At 49.3% G+C, this 17145-nt stretch carries 18 protein-coding genes; 13 read left to right on the top strand and 5 right to left on the bottom strand.

The annotated features are described in order from the left end of the window. Positions 1–3 precede the first annotated feature (3 nt). The 3 genes from PEPTYR26121_RS04560 (at position 4) to PEPTYR26121_RS04570 (ending at position 2343) form a co-directional block, all read left to right on the top strand. A complete protein-coding gene (locus PEPTYR26121_RS04560) occupies positions 4–783 on the top strand; it encodes an enoyl-CoA hydratase-related protein (protein WP_180499694.1) in 780 nt (259 codons plus the stop codon). A 24-nt stretch (positions 784–807) separates the two neighbouring features. Continuing rightward, positions 808–1650: a 3-hydroxybutyryl-CoA dehydrogenase gene (locus PEPTYR26121_RS04565; RefSeq protein ID WP_180499696.1), complete on the top strand. Its 843-nt coding sequence runs from the start codon at positions 808–810 to the stop codon at positions 1648–1650. A 105-nt stretch (positions 1651–1755) separates the two neighbouring features. Continuing rightward, positions 1756–2343 (top strand): xanthine phosphoribosyltransferase, encoded by a 588-nt coding sequence (locus PEPTYR26121_RS04570; protein ID WP_180499698.1) that lies wholly within the window; start codon positions 1756–1758, stop codon positions 2341–2343. Between the two features lie 32 nt (positions 2344–2375). On the opposite strand, the gene PEPTYR26121_RS04575 is transcribed toward PEPTYR26121_RS04570, so the two are convergent. Beyond that, on the bottom strand, positions 2376–2900 hold the full coding sequence (locus PEPTYR26121_RS04575; RefSeq protein ID WP_180499700.1) for a nitroreductase family protein: 525 nt from the start codon (positions 2898–2900) through the stop codon (positions 2376–2378). 164 nt (positions 2901–3064) lie between these two features. On the opposite strand from PEPTYR26121_RS04575, the gene PEPTYR26121_RS04580 reads away from it, so the two are divergent. Further along, positions 3065–4261 carry a S1C family serine protease gene (locus PEPTYR26121_RS04580; RefSeq protein ID WP_180499702.1) on the top strand — a complete coding sequence of 399 codons (1197 nt, stop codon included), beginning with the start codon at positions 3065–3067 and terminating at the stop codon, positions 4259–4261. 29 nt (positions 4262–4290) lie between these two features. On the opposite strand, the gene PEPTYR26121_RS04585 is transcribed toward PEPTYR26121_RS04580, so the two are convergent. Next, complete coding sequence (locus PEPTYR26121_RS04585; RefSeq protein ID WP_180499704.1) at positions 4291–4662, bottom strand: VOC family protein; 372 nt, start codon at positions 4660–4662, stop codon at positions 4291–4293. Between the two features lie 99 nt (positions 4663–4761). Here PEPTYR26121_RS04585 and tsaE point away from each other — a divergent pair, with 99 nt between their 5' ends. From tsaE to tsaD, 4 genes are read left to right on the top strand one after another with little or no spacing between them, the layout of a single operon-like run. Further along, positions 4762–5226, top strand: coding sequence for a tRNA (adenosine(37)-N6)-threonylcarbamoyltransferase complex ATPase subunit type 1 TsaE (gene tsaE / locus PEPTYR26121_RS04590; RefSeq protein WP_180499706.1), 465 nt, complete (start codon positions 4762–4764; stop codon positions 5224–5226). Further along, complete coding sequence (gene tsaB / locus PEPTYR26121_RS04595) at positions 5207–5908, top strand: tRNA (adenosine(37)-N6)-threonylcarbamoyltransferase complex dimerization subunit type 1 TsaB (RefSeq protein ID WP_180499708.1); 702 nt, start codon at positions 5207–5209, stop codon at positions 5906–5908. Before tsaE ends, tsaB begins: the two co-directional genes overlap by 20 nt. Beyond that, positions 5886–6329, top strand: coding sequence for a ribosomal protein S18-alanine N-acetyltransferase (gene rimI / locus PEPTYR26121_RS04600; protein ID WP_180499710.1), 444 nt, complete (start codon positions 5886–5888; stop codon positions 6327–6329). The genes tsaB and rimI overlap by 23 nt, the downstream gene beginning before the upstream one ends. A gap of 1 nt (position 6330) precedes the next feature. Then, the gene (tsaD, locus tag PEPTYR26121_RS04605; protein ID WP_180499712.1) at positions 6331–7326 is read left to right on the top strand and encodes a tRNA (adenosine(37)-N6)-threonylcarbamoyltransferase complex transferase subunit TsaD; all 996 of its coding nucleotides are present in this window, start codon (positions 6331–6333) and stop codon (positions 7324–7326) included. Between the two features lie 479 nt (positions 7327–7805). On the opposite strand, the gene PEPTYR26121_RS04610 is transcribed toward tsaD, so the two are convergent. Beyond that, entirely contained in the window at positions 7806–9707 is a 1902-nt protein-coding gene (locus PEPTYR26121_RS04610; RefSeq protein WP_180499714.1) for an ABC-F family ATP-binding cassette domain-containing protein, read from the bottom strand. 179 nt (positions 9708–9886) lie between these two features. On the opposite strand from PEPTYR26121_RS04610, the gene PEPTYR26121_RS04615 reads away from it, so the two are divergent. The 3 genes from PEPTYR26121_RS04615 to PEPTYR26121_RS04625 are packed head-to-tail and all read left to right on the top strand — an operon-like array spanning position 9887 to position 12069. Further along, entirely contained in the window at positions 9887–10528 is a 642-nt protein-coding gene (locus tag PEPTYR26121_RS04615) for a redox-sensing transcriptional repressor Rex (RefSeq protein WP_180499716.1), read from the top strand. Positions 10529–10582: 54 nt separating this feature from the next. After that, a complete protein-coding gene (locus PEPTYR26121_RS04620; protein ID WP_180499718.1) occupies positions 10583–11371 on the top strand; it encodes a DNA-3-methyladenine glycosylase family protein in 789 nt (262 codons plus the stop codon). Further along, positions 11368–12069 carry a DUF554 domain-containing protein gene (locus PEPTYR26121_RS04625; protein ID WP_180499720.1) on the top strand — a complete coding sequence of 234 codons (702 nt, stop codon included), beginning with the start codon at positions 11368–11370 and terminating at the stop codon, positions 12067–12069. The genes PEPTYR26121_RS04620 and PEPTYR26121_RS04625 overlap by 4 nt, the downstream gene beginning before the upstream one ends. 32 nt (positions 12070–12101) lie before the next feature. On the opposite strand, the gene nrdG is transcribed toward PEPTYR26121_RS04625, so the two are convergent. Beyond that, entirely contained in the window at positions 12102–12605 is a 504-nt protein-coding gene (nrdG, locus tag PEPTYR26121_RS04630) for an anaerobic ribonucleoside-triphosphate reductase activating protein (protein WP_180499735.1), read from the bottom strand. A 1-nt stretch (position 12606) separates the two neighbouring features. Then, positions 12607–14766, bottom strand: coding sequence for an anaerobic ribonucleoside-triphosphate reductase (gene nrdD / locus PEPTYR26121_RS04635; protein ID WP_180499722.1), 2160 nt, complete (start codon positions 14764–14766; stop codon positions 12607–12609). A 305-nt stretch (positions 14767–15071) separates the two neighbouring features. Between nrdD and PEPTYR26121_RS04640 the strand changes: the two genes are divergently transcribed. Both PEPTYR26121_RS04640 and groL read left to right on the top strand, forming a co-directional pair. Next, entirely contained in the window at positions 15072–15353 is a 282-nt protein-coding gene (locus PEPTYR26121_RS04640) for a co-chaperone GroES (protein WP_180499724.1), read from the top strand. 26 nt (positions 15354–15379) lie between these two features. Then, positions 15380–17011: a chaperonin GroEL gene (gene groL / locus PEPTYR26121_RS04645; protein ID WP_180499726.1), complete on the top strand. Its 1632-nt coding sequence runs from the start codon at positions 15380–15382 to the stop codon at positions 17009–17011. The last annotated feature ends 134 nt before the right edge of the window (positions 17012–17145 follow it).

The raw sequence follows: 17145 nt of genomic DNA on the forward strand, positions 1-17145 counted from the left end.
TTTATGGAATTTAAATATCTTATCGTCGAACGAGAAGATGCCATCGCGAAAGTTACGATCAACAAGCCCAAGAGCTTAAACGCATTAAACTCCGAACTTTTAACGGAATTAAATAAGTGCATGTACCAGCTAAGCATCGACGAATCTGTCGATGTTGTGGTTATTACCGGCGAAGGCAAAGCTTTCGTCGCCGGCGCCGATATTTCCGAAATGAAGGATCTTTCCGCTACGGAAGCGCACGCTTTTGCCAAACTCGGAATGGATACGTTTATGTTGATTGAAAAGATGCCGAAGCCGGTCATCGCGGCGGTCAACGGCTTCGCTTTAGGCGGCGGCTGCGAGCTCTCCCTGGCCTGCGATATTCGCATCGCCTCCGAAAAGGCCGTCTTCGGCCAACCGGAAGTGGGCCTCGGCATTACCCCGGGTTTCGGCGGCACTCAAAGGCTTTCTCGTATCGTGGGTCTCGGCATCGCCAAGGAATTGATCTACACGGCCAATAATATTAAGGCGGATCGAGCCTATGAAATCGGTCTCGCCAATCATGTGGTAGCGCCCGAGGAATTAATGGACGCCGCCATGGACATGGCCCGCACTATTGCCTCCAAGGGCAAGCTCGCCGTATCTTACGCAAAAGGCGCCATCGTCGACGGCTCTCAAGCGGATATTCACACGGCCATGGAAATCGAAAAATCGGCTTTCGCTCTCTGCTTTTCCACGGCAGATCAAGAAGAGGGCATGGGTGCCTTTTTAGAAAAACGCAAACCGGAATTTAAAGGAGAATAACTCGTTCAGTAAGGAGGATTGAACATGAAAATTGGTGTTATCGGATCGGGTACTATGGGAAGCGGCATTGCGCAAGTGATGGCCCTCTGTCACGACGTCGTCATTCGCGACATCGCCCCGGAAGCCCTGAAAGCGGCGCACGCAAAAATCGAAAAAGGTTATAATCGCAATGTGGAAAAAGGCCGCATGTCGGAAGAAGACGCAAAGGCCGCCATTGCAAGATTGGAGACCACGGAAGATTTAAACGAATTAAAAGATTGCGACATTATCATCGAAGCCGCTACGGAAAATCCCACCATTAAAAAAGGTATCTTTACCGAACTTGCCGAATTATGTGACGAAAAGACGATTCTCGCCTCCAATACATCGTCCCTATCCATTACCGACATCGCGGCGGCTACCAATCGCCCGGAAAAGGTCATCGGCATGCACTTCTTTAACCCGGTTCCCGTTATGAAACTCGTCGAAGTTATTTGCGGACTCAACACATCGGATGAGACGAAACAATTCGTCGTGGATCTCGCTAATGAAATCGGCAAGACCCCGGTTGAGGTTGAAGAAGCTCCGGGCTTCGTCGTCAACCGCATCCTGATCCCCATGATTAACGAAGCCGTAGGTATTTATGCCGACGGCGTTGCCAGCGTGGAAGACATCGACAATGCCATGAAACTGGGCGCCAACCACCCCATGGGCCCCTTGGCTCTCGGCGATCTGGTAGGTCTCGACGTGGTCCTCGCCATTATGGGTGTTATGTACAACGACTACCACGACAGTAAATACCGCGCCCATGTTCTTCTTCGGAAGATGGTTCGCGGCGGCAAGCTGGGCAGAAAAACCGGAGAAGGTTTCTATAAATACGACAAATAAATTCAGAACAAAAGCCGGCTCGAAAGGGCCGGTTTTTTACGTGGACTTCAGCAACTCCCGAATTTCGTGATAAAATAAAATAAATTGAGAAACAAAGGAGCAAACATGTCTTATTTAAAAGAGCGTATTTTGAAAGACGGCGTTATTTATCCGGGAAATGTGCTGAAAATCGATTCCTTTTTAAATCACCAAATCGACCCGGCGGTAATGAAGGAAATCGAGAGGGAGTTTTATGATTACTTCTCGGACCGTAAAATTACGAAGGTCATGACGGTGGAAGCGTCGGGTATCGCGCCGGCCATTATGGTGGCGGCCCATTTCGATGTGCCCATGCTTTTCGCAAAAAAGAAAAAGCCCTCCACTTTAAAGGACGAGGACGTCTATTCGGCGGATGTCTATTCCTACACGAAGAAAACCACGTCAACGGTCATGGTATCGGGAGCTTATTTAAACGAAGAGGATTCCGTGCTTATTATCGACGACTTCCTGGCAAACGGAGAGGCCTCCATGGGCCTTGTCAAGATCGTGCGAGATGCGGGAGCTGAAGTGGCGGGAATCGGCATCTGTGTGGAAAAGAGCTTTCAACCGGGAAGAGAAAGGCTGGAAAAAGAAGGCCTCGATGTCTATTCCATCGTTCGAATCGAATCCATCGATTCGGAAAATCAGAAAATTATTTTTAAAGAAGGGCATTAAAAAAGCCGGCGCCAAGCGTCGGCTTTCATCATTTAAAATCCTTCTCTGTGTACTTTCGAGGAGATGTCGAAATATTTTCTGCTCGGGATGCGTTCGTCGGCGACGCCGAAGGGAATGAGGCAGAGGACCGCATAATCATCGGGAATATTGCAAACTTCCCTTACGATTTCTTCCGCCGCACGGCCGTCGTCTGCTTTTTCGCCGCGAATATTGATCCAGCTGGATTGGTAACCGGCATCGGCGAGAAGAAGTCCTAAATAGCTGGCGGTAATCGTGGCCTCTTCGATCCAGGTGACTTCGCTCGGATTATTGCCGAGAACGGCAATAATTTGAGGAGCCTCTCCTAAGTATTTCGTGCCGAAGCGTTTAATAGTGGCCAGTTGTTTTTTCTTTTCTTCGTCCTCTACTACGAGAAATTCCACCGGGTGGGTATTGCCCTTGCTCGGACCCATGGAAGCGTAGGTGAGGATATCGAGTAATTCTTCCTCGCCCATTTTTTCACCCTGTTTGTATTTACGGGTGGAGCGTCTCTTCTTAATTAATTCTTTAAAATCCATTTCAGTCTCCTTCATAATTATTTCGCGAAAGTCGTCACGAATTTTTCACTTTATTCTATCTTTTCAACATATACCCATCTTAAATCTTTGTAAAGGTTTCACAAGAAGTTCAAGCTTTGATTTTATACTATAATTACAGTAAAGATCGAAAGGAGTTTTTATAGATGAATCGAGATGAAAGGGAATATAGCTACACCTACGCCCCCGCGAAAAAGAAAAGACCGAGCCTCTTTATTTTGTGGGCCTTGATCTTTTCCTTAATCGGCGGCGCGGTGGGAAGCGCTATAACATATAAAATGATGCCCGCCTCATCCCCCGTAGGAGTGGCGAGCACGCAAACAAAAGAAGCGCCCAAGGTTCGCAAACATGAAACCGGGGTCGTGGAAAATGTGGCGGAAAAAGCCATGCCTTCGGTGGTAGGGATCACCACTTCCACGACGAAGCAAACGCCTATGGGTCCCATGGCCGTACAGGGAAGCGGCAGCGGCTTTATTATCTCTGAAGACGGCTACATTCTCTCCAATGCCCACGTGGTGGGAAAGGCGGGAAATAAAGTAAAGACACTTTTAAACGACGGTACCGAGGCCGAAGGAAAGGTCGTCTGGTCCGACGAAACATTGGATTTGGGCCTCGTGAAGATCGATAAAAAAGGTCTGCAAGCTCTTCCCCTGGGAGACAGCGACGCCATTAATATCGGGGAAACCGCCGTAGCCATCGGCAACCCCCTGGGTCTGGATTTCCAACGCTCCGTAACGGCGGGCATTATTTCCGGCCTCAACCGAAACATCGGCGAAGTACAGGGCAATTATATGGACGGCCTGATTCAAACCGACGCCTCTATTAACCAAGGCAATTCCGGCGGCCCCCTCTTAAATAGTGAAGGGGAGGTCGTGGGGATCAACTCCGTCAAAATTTCCACGGCGGAAGGTCTGGGCTTTTCCATTCCCATTAACACGGCGAAGCCTATTATCGAGCAGGTTATCGAAACGGGAGATTATAATTCCGTGGCCCTCGGCATGAGCGGCTATACTGTAAGCGCCATCGAACGAAGCGGCTACGATCTCGGCACAGGTGGCAAGGGCGTCATCGTCGGCAGCGTGGAAGCCAATTCCCCGGCGGCCGCAGCGGGCCTTCAACCGAACGACATTATTCTAAAAATGGGGGATAAAGCCATCGATTCCATGAGCCAATTGCGGAGAGAACTTTACAAATATAAATCAGGAGACTCGGTGGATGTAGTCGTCGTAAGGGGTAGGAAAAAAGAAACTTTGAAACTCACCTTTACGGATTATCAAGTGCCGAAATTTGCTCCTCAAGGACAGGTACAGGAAAAGCGGCAATCTATTTTTCCCGCAAATTAAAAGAGACCTCGCTTCGGCGAGGCCTTTTTTTATTCTATAGTAGCGGTCAGCGCCCATTTAAATCCGAAGGGATCCAAGAAGAGGGCAGTCTTTAATTTTCCGTCGCCGGAAAGGCAGGGATCCAACAGAGGAAGGGCGTCTCGCTCCAGAGCGTCGTCGTAGAGCTCTTCAAGTTTGTCTGCATCCATTTCTACAGTAAAGGTAAGCCCGCTGTTGTCGGCGAGGGGGCCCCGGGGATCGCGAACGAGCTCAAAGGGCATTTGAAAAATCGTGAGGCGGGCGGAAAGTATTTCGCCCTCTTTTTCCTGCCGATCTTTCATTTTCACGGGAAAGAGATCGCCGTAAAAATAAAGGGCCGATTGAACGTCTTCCACGCCGAGGGTGATAGTAAGCGGTGTCATAAAAGCCTCCTTAAAATTTATCTGAGTCTATTTTACGTCGATCGGAAAAACTTTTCCAACGATCTTTTTTTGTTATAATAGAGGTTTAGGAGGGATAGGATGATACTCAAGGGTGTAAATGCAACGCAAAAACTTGGTCGTTTTTTAGGCAGCAAGCTCGAAGCTTACGATGTCCTCGCCTTAAACGGCGATTTGGGCACGGGGAAAACGACATTTGTAAAGGCGCTGGCCGAAGGCATGGGGCTTGATTCGGACGTTACCAGCGCTACCTTTACCATCGTGAATATTTATGAAGGGGATCCGTCCCTTTACCATTTCGACGTCTATCGTTTAAAAGACGAAGAGGAATTTTTTGAAATGGGCGGGGAAGAACTCTTAGACGACGGTTCCGTCTGCGCTATCGAATGGGCGGATCGCATCGCGGAAAGTTTGCCCGAGGAGTATCTGATCCTGAATTTCGAACGGATCGACGAAACCACCCGGCGCATCGCCGTAAAAGGCGTGGGCCCTCGGGGAGAAGCATTGGAAAAAGAGGTAATGACCTATGAAAATTCTCTCATTTGACACGGCGACTATGGAGACGACTTGCGCCGTGGTGGAAGACCACAAGGTGCTCGCCGCCTCCTCCATTAACAGCCGGCTCTCCCATTCGGAGACGCTCATCGCCATGACCGAGGAGATGCTCGCTTCTCTGGATTTGAAAATGAATGATTTAGATATGATCGCTGTGGGCGTGGGCCCGGGATCCTTTACCGGCCTTCGCATTTCCGTGGTTCTCGCCAAGATCTTCGCAAAGACCTTAGATATTCCCGTGGTGGGCGTCTCCACATTGTCGGCCCTGGCCCGCCAAGTGGCGGAAAGCGGCGTCGTGGTACCCGTCTTCGACGCCAGAAGAAAGCGGGTTTACACCGCGCAGTTTAATAAGGAAGGGGACGTGCTCACCCGTCTTACAAAAGACGACGCCGTCGCCGTGGAAGAGCTGATCGATTCTCTTCCCGAAGGGGCGATTATCATTGGCGAAGGGCTTTCCGCTTACGGCGAACGCTTTAAGGAGTCGGACAAAAACTTTTTCTGTTACCCCCTGAGTTTGTCCCAGGTGCGGGCGGCGTTTATCGCCGAGGAGGCCCTGGTGCAATACGAGAGGGAGGGCGCGAGCAACCCCTACGAACTGGAGCCCAATTATTTGCGGCCCTCTCAGGCTATGCGAGAATACAGGAGGAAACATGGACAATCTCACGACGCGTGAAGCCCGTGTAGACGATTTAGAGGACATGATGCGCATCGAGGAGGAAAGCTTTACCGCCCCCTGGTCTTACGACAGTTGGAAGCGGGAGCTTGAAAATCCCCTGACCTATTACGAGGTGCTCCTCTACCACGATGTCCTTATCGGCTATGTAGGAGCCTGGCTCTTGGGAGATCAGGCCCATATCGGCAATGTAGCCATCGACGGAGATTTCCGGGGCAATGGCTACGGACGCTATATGATGAATCATTATTTATTCGCCGTCTACGAAAAAAACATTCGCGCCGCCACCCTGGAGGTGCGGGAAGATAATGTGCCCGCCATCGCCCTTTACGAATCCCTGGGTTTCGAGCTGGAGGGCGTGCGGAAAAATTATTACGCCCACATCAAGCGGGACGGCTTAATTTATTGGAAGAGGTGGTAATGTGATAACGCTGGGAATCGAATCGTCCTGCGACGAAACCTCGGTAGCCGTGGTAAAAGACGGCCGGGAGATTCTTTCAAATATAATTTCATCTCAAATCGAAATTCACCGCTTATTTGGCGGTGTAGTACCTGAGATCGCTTCGAGAAAACACGTATCCGCCATTCTCCCGGTCATCGACCTGGCCCTTGAAGAGGCGAAGATCACTTTAGACGATGTGGATATTATCGCCGCTACGAGGGGCCCGGGGCTTATCGGCGCCCTTCTCGTGGGCCTTACGGCGGGAAGAGGGCTCGCCCTCGCCACGGGGAAACCTTTCGTCGGCGTGAACCATATTCGCGGCCACGTCTGCGCCAACTACCTGACCCATCCGAATCTGGAGCCGCCTTTTGTCGGGCTTATCGTTTCCGGCGGTCACAGTTATTTAATTCACGTGGAAGATTATATCGATTTTACACTTTACGGCAAGACGCGAGACGACGCCGCCGGCGAAGCTTTCGATAAAGTGGCTCGGGCCATGGAGATCGGCTATCCCGGCGGGCCCGTTATCGACAAGCTCGCCAAAGAAGGGGAGGAAACTTACGATCTGCCCCGGGTTATGTTGGAGCGGGACAGCTACGATTTCAGTTTTTCGGGGCTGAAAACCGCCGTCTTAAACGAACTCAATAATGCCAAGCAAAAAGGCGAGGAGATTCGCGTGGCGGATATGGCAACGAGCTTTCAAAACGCCGTGGTGGACGTGCTCACGGAAAAGACCTATCGCCTGGCCCATGAACTCGGAGAAAAGAAAATCGTCCTCGCCGGCGGCGTCAGCGCCAATTCCGGCTTGCGGGCCGCCATGGAAAAGCGAGGAGCCGAAGAGGGAATTGAGGTCTATTATCCCGATCCCGTTCTCTGCACCGACAACGGCGCCATGATCGCCTCGGTAGGCTATTACAGTTACATGAAAGGGGAAGACGAAAGCGTCTTCGCCGATCCCAATTTGGGACTCGATTAAACCGCACATGTTGCGGTTTTTTTATTTGGAAGAACGAAAGTGATATTGAGAATCGGGAAATAATGTGAACATAGTGCAAGATGGAAATGAAAATGTAAAAAACTCGTAAAATCAAGGGATTCAGCGAGTGTCTTTGGAGAGTGGAAAAAACCGAGGAAAACGTGTATAAGTCTGTGGATAAAGTGGATAAGTTTGTGGAAAGCCCCGTTAATCGACTCTACAATGTGTATAAGTCTGTGTGTAATGTGGAGAAGATGTGGAAAAAATGTGGAAAGGCAAATTGTATTTTACGAGTTTTTCATCGAAAGAATGAGAATGAGCAAATAAAGTGAAAAAAGGGAAATAAATCAAAATTATCTAAGCTTTCTTTTGTCAGGACGTAATCTTAAGTAATATCCATATGGATAGACTGAAATTCTTTCGACAAAAAAGGCAATCACGAAATGGTGATTGCCTGTAATGATGATGCCTTTTTAAGTTTAGTCGTCGGAAAGTTCGAACCACTTGTCGTAAAGAGCGTCCAGATTTTCCTGAAGGGCGTCTCGTTTTTCCGAAAGTTCCAAAGCCACCGTATGGTCCTCGTAGGTTTTCGGGTCGGCGAGCATTTCGTCCACTTTTTGGATTTCCTCTTCCAGTTCGTGGATTTCCCCTTCCAGAGCTTTCAGCTCTTTTTTCTGTGCCCGGGCTCGTTTCTGTTCTTCCCGCGTCTTCTTTTTTTCCTTGACGATCTGCGTCTTCGTAATATCTTCTTCTTCCTCTTCCTCCTCGGCGTGGGCGGCTTCCCATTTTTCCAGGAAGTAATTGTAATCTCCCTCCACCATAAAGACCCCTTCTTCCGTGAGGCAGACGATCTTTGTCGCCACGCTGTTTAAGAAGTAGCGGTCGTGGCTGATGGTTAAAATGGTGCCGGTATAATCTCTAAGGGCCGACTCTAAAGATTCCTTGCTCTCGATATCCAGGTGATTGGTGGGTTCGTCCAGGAGCAGGAAATTGGCGCCGCTCAACATAATGATCAAAAGGGAGAGCCGGCCCTTCTCCCCTCCGGAAAGATCGCCGATGCGCTTTTTCAAATCGTCGCCTGTAAAGAGGAAGCGGGCGAGATAGGCGTAAATATGATAGCGATCCAGCTTCGGGTAGCGATCCCAAAGTTCCTCTTCCACGGTCTTCATGTCGTCGAGAGATTCCATTCCCTGATCGAAATAGGCGACGGTGACGCCGGTGCCTTCCGTAATCTCCCCTTCGCTTATGGATTCTTCTCCCATAATCATTTTAAAGAGGGTACTCTTCCCGATGCCGTTGGGGCCGATGAGGCCCACCCGCTCCCCTTTATAAATGGGGAAAGTAATATTTTCGAAGAGAGGCTTTCCCAGGAATTCTTTCTTTACATTTTCTACGCGGAGCACGTCCCGGCCGCTTTCTTTTTCCGGCTCGAAATGAAGGATCATCTGCTTATCGTTTTGCACATCCTCGATGCGCTCCATTTTGTCCAATTGTTTTTGCTTGCTGCGGGCGGTCTTCAGGCTCTTTTCCCGATTCCAACTGCTGAGCCGATCGATCATGGCCTCCTGCCGCTTGATCTCCCGCTGCTGCATAATATAGGCGTGGCGTTGCTGTTCGAGATTTTCCCGTCTGCGACGCACGAAGTTTGTGTAATTGCCTTTGTAGCTGGAAAGGCTGCCTCTATGGAGAAAGAAGATGCGGTCCACGATGTTATCTAAAAAGTAGCGGTCGTGGCTGATGACCACGACGGCGCCCTTAAAGGCCTTGAGGAATTTTTCGAGCCAGGCGATGGAATCCATGTCCAAGTGGTTGGTAGGCTCGTCCAAGAGCAGTAGATCCGGTTCGTGAAGGAGTAATTTGGCGAGAGCGAGGCGGGATTTCTGTCCGCCGGAGAGATTGTCCGCCGGCATGGCCATTTCCTCTTCGGAAAAGCCTAGGCCCCGGAGAGCACCCGTTACGGCGCTTTCTCTGCTGTAACCGCCGCTTTTCTCGTAATGATCCACCAGGTTTTGGTAGCGATTGATTAAAAGCTCGAGTTCCTCCCCTTGTACGTGGGCCATTTCCTCTTCCATGCGGCGAATGTCTCTTTCCATATCGATGACCGATTGAAAAGAGGCCATACATTCCTCGTAAATACTGGCCCCTTCGGTAATGGAGACGTGTTGTTCCAGGTAGCCGATGTGGAGATCCTTCGTCGTGGTAATGTCCCCGGTGTCCGGGGAAAGGTCCCCTGCGAGCATTTCCATTAAGGTGGTTTTGCCGCTGCCGTTGGAGCCGATGAGCCCGATTTTTTCTCCCGGTTCGATTAAAAATCCGATATCCGTAAAAATAGGCTCGATATAAAATGTCTTAGATAAATTTTGTGCCGATAAGATTGCCAACTCTTTCTCCTCCTCATCACTACATAATAACAGATATAGAGAGGTAGAAAAAGTCGCTAAACTTTCAAATAGCTCTTCCCAAGATTTGAAATTTTCTGTATACTATGAAGGTAATAGATAGATTCCTATCAATTAATAATAAATTTAATTCTATAGTGCACGTTTGAAAGGTGATATAAGTGGCAAATAACAAAAACAAAGTATCGGAAACCGTCATCAGACGACTCCCGAAATACCATCGCTATTTAAGTGAATTACATGATAAGGGCGAAGATCGCATTTCCTCTCAGGAATTAAGTGATCTTACAGGCTTTACCGCATCCCAAATTCGTCAGGACTTAAATAATTTCGGAGGATTCGGCCAACAAGGCTACGGCTATAAGGTCGCCGTCTTAAAAGCGGAACTCGAAAATATTTTAGGTATTTCCACCATATACAAGACGATTATTATCGGCTCCGGTCGCCTTGGAAGCGTCGTCAGCAACTACAAAGGATTCAGAGACAGCGGTTTCGAAGTAGTGGCTATGTTCGACAGAGACGAACACGTCATCGGCACATCTGTGGGCAAACACGTGGTTAAATCCGTCGATGAGCTCGAAGATTTCTTAAAGGAACACGATGAAGTAAGCGTGGCTATTTTAACCGTGCCCAAAGAAGGTGCGCAATCTATCGCCGAGCGCTTGGCGGAATGCGGTATTCGCGGCATCTGGAACTTTGCGCCGGAAGATCTTGAAGAATTGGATCATGTGATCGTTGAAAATATCCGTTTAACGGACAGTCTCTTAACTTTAAGCTATTATTTGACTGAAGAAGATCGCTAGTGAATATAAGAGCGGGCGATGCCTGCTCTTATTTTTGTACAGAAAAGAGTCGCCATGTTTTCCCATTTATCCATGACAATTGAAAGCGGCCAGTTTCATCACTGGGAGAAAAAAGACAGCCTCTACGCTCTAGTCAATGGCGAAGAGGCCTTTTTTCTAAGGGATGGAGAGCTTATAAAAGGAGACGAAGGAGCCTTTCTCCGTTTTATAGACGGCAACAGGGATTACGATAATGTGGGGAAGATGGTGAAAGAGAGCGAAGATTTAAAAGATCTCGCTCCCTATTTGCCCCTTCGAATTTTACGCCAAAGGCCCTGGGAATCCATCGTCTCCTATATTTTATCGGCGAATAATAATCTTTCGCGCATAGGGCGGAGCATTCTGGATCTCTCGGAAACCTACGGAACCTTTCTCGGAAGCGTGGAAGACCTTAAAGCCTATGCTCTTCCCGCGCCGGACGTCTTGGCGTCCTGCTCAAAAGAGGATCTCCGCGCCCTGGGCGCCGGGTATCGGGATCGCTATCTTATAGGGGCGGCGACTATGGTGGCGGAGGGCGATTTCGATTTGGAGGCGCCCTTTTCTATGGATTACGACGAGGCGAAGGACTATGTTATGAAGCTGCCCGGCGTGGGGCCCAAGGTGGCGGATTGTATTTTACTCTTCGGCTACGGCAAGGGGGACGCCTTTCCCGTGGACACATGGGTGGAAAAATCCATGGCCCGCTTCGGCAGCTTTCCTTCCAGGAAGGCCATGAGCCGCTACGGCATGGAGCGCTTCGGCGAAGACGCCGGTTATGTTCAGCAACTGTTGTTTTTAAGTGAGCGAGAAAAGAGGAATGTATGATCGGTGTTATTACCAACGCCCTCGCCATCGCCGTCTTGGCGGTATTGGGCAAATTTATCGGGAAGCATATTCCGGAGCGAGTTCAGGATCAGGTACTCCTCGTCCTACCTTTAAGCGTTATGACCATGGGCGTCCAGATGGCCCTTAAGGCCGACGAGTTTTTTGTCGTCATGATGTCTGTCGCCATCGGCTCGGGCATCGGTGCCGCCCTGGACATCGACGGCGCCTTAAGACGCTTCGGCGATAGAGTCGATGCAAAAATTCGCGCCCGGGGAATGGACGACGGAGGCATGGGCCCCATGACTGCCGCTATTCAATCGTCGATTTTATTTTGCGTCGGTCCCATGGCCATCGTCGGCGCACTGGAGGCGGGAATAGGCCATAATCCGGAAACCTTTTTTATTAAGAGCGCCTTAGACGGCATGACCGCCCTGATGTTCGCCTCCTCTATGGGTATCGGCGTCGCCCTTTCGGCGATCCCCACCTTTATCTACCAAGCTGTGTTGGTTTTAGCCTCCGGCGCTCTCGCCCCCTTTATAAACGACGCGATCCTCGCCGATTTAACTTCCATCGGCGGGATCACCATTCTCGCCATCGGATTCGGCATTTTAAAGATCAAGGAGTTTCGCGTATCCAATATGCTCCCCTCTTTTATTGTGGTCTTTGCCGTTCGGGCTCTCATGACCCTTTGGATGTAACAAAAAAAGCACGGTTTGCGCCGTGCTTTTCTTTATTTATACTCTTCCACCCATTGGGGGCTTTCTTCCTTCAAACTGTTTTGAATGTGAAGGATGCGTTGATTTTCGCTGCCCCTAAAGGCCAGTTTTAAATTTTTTTGCTCTTCGACAAAAGGTCCGTCCACGAGGACGTGGCATTTGGCGAGGAGATTTTTTTTGTCCGGATCTTTAAGGATCTCCTCGAAGGTATAGCCCGAATAGATCCACACGGGCTTGTCCACCTTCTTTCGAACTTCATCTAAGACCTCGGCGAGCCAGATGTTTTCCATAGGTTCGCCGCCTAAGAGGGTAAGGCCCGCCACTTCCGGGCGATCCAGATAGGAAATCAGCTCCTTTGTTGTCTCCTCGGTCCATTGATCCCCGTAGTTCGAATCCTGGTAGATTTCGTTGAAGCAGTTTTTGCAGCCTCTGGAGCATCCCGTGACGAAGACGGACACGCGGATGCCCTTTCCGTTGGCTACATCTAAAGGTCGTATTTGTGCGTAGCGGCCGTACATATTAAATGTGGAGAACGCGGGCTGCAATTTCTTTGGTTCTGCCTTCGTTCCAGAAATTTTCGCCTAAATAACCGCAGGTTCTGCGAATAACCGTGAGGCGGTTGCGATCGTGATTGCCGCATTGGGGGCATTCCCAGTCGCCTTGCTCGTTCACTTTAATCTCTCCGTCGTAGCCGCATTCCGCGCAGTAATCGGACTTCGTATTAAATTCCGCATAGGAAATGTGGTCGTAGATGTATTTCATCATGGTGAGGACGGCATCCACGTTTTGATTCATATTGGGGATTTCCACGTAGCTGATGCAGCCGCCGGTGGAGATTTTTTGGAATTCGCTTTCGAAAGAGAACTTGTCGAAGACATTGATTTCTTCCCTTACGTCCACATGGTAGCTGTTGGTGTAATAACCCTTGTCCGTGATATCTTCGATGTCGCCGAAAGTGGCTCTATCGATGGAGGCGAAGCGATTGGTCAAGGATTCCGCCGGGGTTCCGTAAAGGGCGAAGCCCAGACCCGTCTCTTCTTTCCAGCGTTCCACCGCATCGCGGAGCGTATGCATAAGTTTCATGGCGAAGGCATGGCCTTCTTCCGTGGTATGGGATTTGCCGATGACGCATTTCGTCGCCTCGTAAACGCCGATGTAGCCGAGAGACAGTGTGGAGTAGCCGCCTTCCAAATATTTCGTAATCTTTTCGCCGGAGTCCAAACGGGCGATGGCGCCGTCTTGCCAGTGAATAGGGCTTACGTCGCTCGTCACATCTTTTAAGCGCTCGTAGCGAATTAAAAGGGCCTGCTTTACGAGCTCGAGACGTTTATTTAAAAGATCGAAGTAGGCTTCCTCGTCGTGTCCCGCCAAGATGCCGATTTGCGCTAAGTTAATGCTCACCACGCCCATATTGAAGCGGCCGTCGAATTTGTAATTTCCGTCTTCATCTTTCCAAGGAGAGAGGAAGGAACGGCAGCCCATGGGGGCGAACACATTGCCTTCGTAAATTTCCTTCATTTTCTTTGCGGAAATATAATCGGGATACATGCGCTTGGCCGTACAGGTGGCGGCGAGACGGGTTAAATAATAATAGGGGGAATCTTCGTGAATATTATGTTCGTCTAAGACGTAAACCAATTTCGGGAACGCCGGGGTAACGTTGATTCCTTGCTTGTTTTTAATACCTTCGATGCGCTGTCTTAAAATTTCTTCCGTAATCAGGGACGCTTCGTAAGCATATTCGTCTTCCGGATTGAAATACATAAAGAGGGTCACGAAAGGCGCCTGCCCGTTAGTGGTCATAAGAGTGTTGATTTGGTATTGGATGGTTTGCACGCCGGATTTGATCTCCCGCTTTGTGCGCTTCCAGGCTACCTTTTTTGCCATTTCGATATCGGCTTCTTCCATGCCGTAAATATCCAGTTGATCGGAAATGGAAGCTTCTAAATATTTTTCGAAACTTCTGCGGACATAGGGCGCCAAAATACGGTCGATGCCGTTAATGGATTGGCCGCCGAATTGGCCCGAGGCCACTTGGGCGATAATTTGGGTGGTGATGGTACAGGCCGTTTGGAAACTTCTCGGCGATTCGATCATCTTGCCGTTGACGACGGTGCCGTTTGCCAGCATGTCCTCTAAATTAATGAGGCAGCAGTTAAACATGGGCTGAATATAATAGTCCATGTCGTGGACGTGAATGGCACCGGAATCATGGGCGGTGACGATGTCGGTGGGTAGAATACGGCGGCGGGTAATATCTTTCGATACTTCCCCGGCGATCAGATCCCGCTGAGTGGATACGACCACGGCGTTTTTATTGGAGTTTTCGTCCATAATATCGGCGTCGGAATAATCCAAGAGCCCTTCGATGGAGCGGTCGGTAGAGTTACTCTCTCTCTTGAAAGACTGTACGGAGCGGTAAGATTCGTAGGATTTTGCCGTAGCCACATTATCTTTTTCTACGAGTTTTTCGAAAACCCGTTTTTCAACTTGTAAGACTGTAGAAGAAAGAGCGCCCGTAGAAATTTCGTTTTCGATTTCCTCTGCGATTTCCCGCGCCTGTCCCTCGATAACATAACCTGTGGGCGAGTGCATGGCCTTTTCGATGGCGACGATGATCTTTTCGCCGTCAAATGTTACCGGGCGGCCGTCGCGCTTCATAATCATTACTGCTGCCATAAATCCTCCTTGTAGAATAATATAGTTAAGCCCTTAGGCTTTTACTCAAATAGAAAGATGGCGCGTCGCCATCTCTTGAACTTCACCAAGTATACTACATATAGGGATAAAAAGGAAGATTATTCGGAATATTTTCTATATGTTGTGTTCGGTATAAAACACGGAAATACTAAGAAAAGGCTAAGACATGGGATCGAGGCGGGGGAAATCTTTTTTTGTTTACAAAATTTAAATCTGTGGTATCATATTATTAAGCGTTGGCACTCAATGAGATCAAGTGCTAATAATTTTTGAGGAGGTCAATTATGACGATTAAACCTTTAGGTGAAAGAGTTGTTATTCAAAAAATAGAAAAAGAAAATGTGACGGCCAGTGGCATCGTATTGCCCGATACGGCGAAGGAAGAATCCAATATTGCCGAAGTTATCGCCGTAAGCGAAGATTTAAAAAATTCCGAAGAAATTCAATGCGATGTAAAAGCGGGCGATCGCGTTATTTACAGCAAATACGCCGGCAATGAAGTGGAAATCGAAGGCGAAAGCGTCATCGTCATTAAATACCAAGATTTACTTGCTAAATTAGGATAAGTTAATAATAGAAACGAGGAGATAATATGGCAAAAGATATTAAATTCAGTGCAGATGCCAGAGAAGGTCTCATTGAAGGCATCAATAAATTAGCGGACACGGTTAAAGTAACATTAGGCCCCAAGGGCAGAAACGTCGTATTGGATAAAGAATTCGGCGCGCCCTTAATTACAAACGACGGCGTTACCATTGCGAGGGAAGTGGAACTTGAAGATCGCTTTGAAAACATGGGCGCTCAGCTCGTAAAAGAAGTAGCTACGAAAACCAACGATGTCGCCGGCGACGGTACCACCACGGCAACCTTGCTCGCTCAGGCGATTATTCGCGAAGGCGCTAAAAACTTGGCGGCAGGCGCAAACCCCATGGTGCTTCAAAAAGGCATTACCAAAGCGGTAGACGCCGTCGTGGAAGAACTTAAGAAATTCTCAGTTCCCGTAGACGACAGCGCCGCCATCGCCAATGTAGCGGCAATCTCCGCAGCCAACGAAACCATCGGCGAACTCATCGCAGAAGCCATGGAAAAAGTAGGTAAAGACGGGGTCATTACCGTAGAAGAATCCCGCTCCATGGGCACTCAATTGGATGTAGTGGAAGGTATGCAATTCGACCGCGGCTACTTGAGCCCCTATATGGTAACCGACGGGGAAAAACGCGTTGCCGAACTGGACGATCCCTATATTTTAATTACGGATAAAAAGATCAGCAATATTCAAGACATCCTTCCCGTCTTGGAACAAGTGCTTCAAGAATCCCGTCCCGTCCTCTTAATCGCAGACGATATTGAAGGGGAAGCCTTGGCCACTCTCGTAGTGAACAAACTTCGCGGCACATTAAACGTCGTCGCTGTGAAAGCTCCGGGCTACGGCGATCGCAGAAAAGATATGCTCCAAGATATCGCCACCTTAACCGGCGGTACCGTGATTACCGAAGACTTGGGCTACGATATTAAAGAAGCTACCGTGGATATGCTCGGCCGGGCACAAAAGGTGCGCGTAGAAAAAGATAAGAGCGTTATCGTAAGCGGCGCCGGCGAAAAAGCCGCCATCGAAGATCGCGTGGCACAAATTCGCTCTCAAATCGAAGAAACCGACAGCGAATTTGATCGCGAAAAATTACAAGAACGCCTGGCAAAACTTTCCGGCGGTGTCGCCGTCATCCAAGTGGGCGCGGCAACGGAAGTTGAACTTAAAGAACGCAAGCTCCGCATCGAAGATGCTCTTGCGGCTACGCGTGCAGCCGTAGAAGAAGGCATCGTTCCCGGCGGCGGCGTGGTCCTCGTGGACTGCATCAAACGCGTAGAAGCTCTCGCCGAAGAAGGCGAAGGCGACGAAAAAACCGGCATGATGATCATTCTCCGCGCATTGGAAGAACCTCTCCGTCAAATTGCGGAAAACGCAGGCGCCGAAGGTTCCGTTATCGTAGAACACGTAAAACGTGAAGAGACCGGCGTAGGATACGATGCTTACAATGCCAAGTACGTGAACATGATCGAAGCGGGCATCGTAGACCCGACCAAGGTTACGAGAAGCGCCCTTCAAAACGCAGCCAGCGTGTCGGCCATGATCCTCACCACCGAAGCGGCAGTGGCTACCATTAAAGAAGACGGCCCCGATTTAGGCGCAGCAGCGGCTATGGGCGGCGGCATGGGCATGATGTAATTTACAGAATAAGCTTTTTAAAATCCCTTTACCATTGCACTGACCCCCAAAAGTTGGACCAAGAAATCCAACCTTCGGGGGTCTTTTAATGGCAAAATATAGTTATGAATTGAAGAAGAAAATTGTCGAAGAAT

Source organism: Aedoeadaptatus nemausensis, assembly GCF_903819165.1.
GTDB lineage: Bacteria > Bacillota > Clostridia > Tissierellales > Peptoniphilaceae > Aedoeadaptatus > Aedoeadaptatus nemausensis.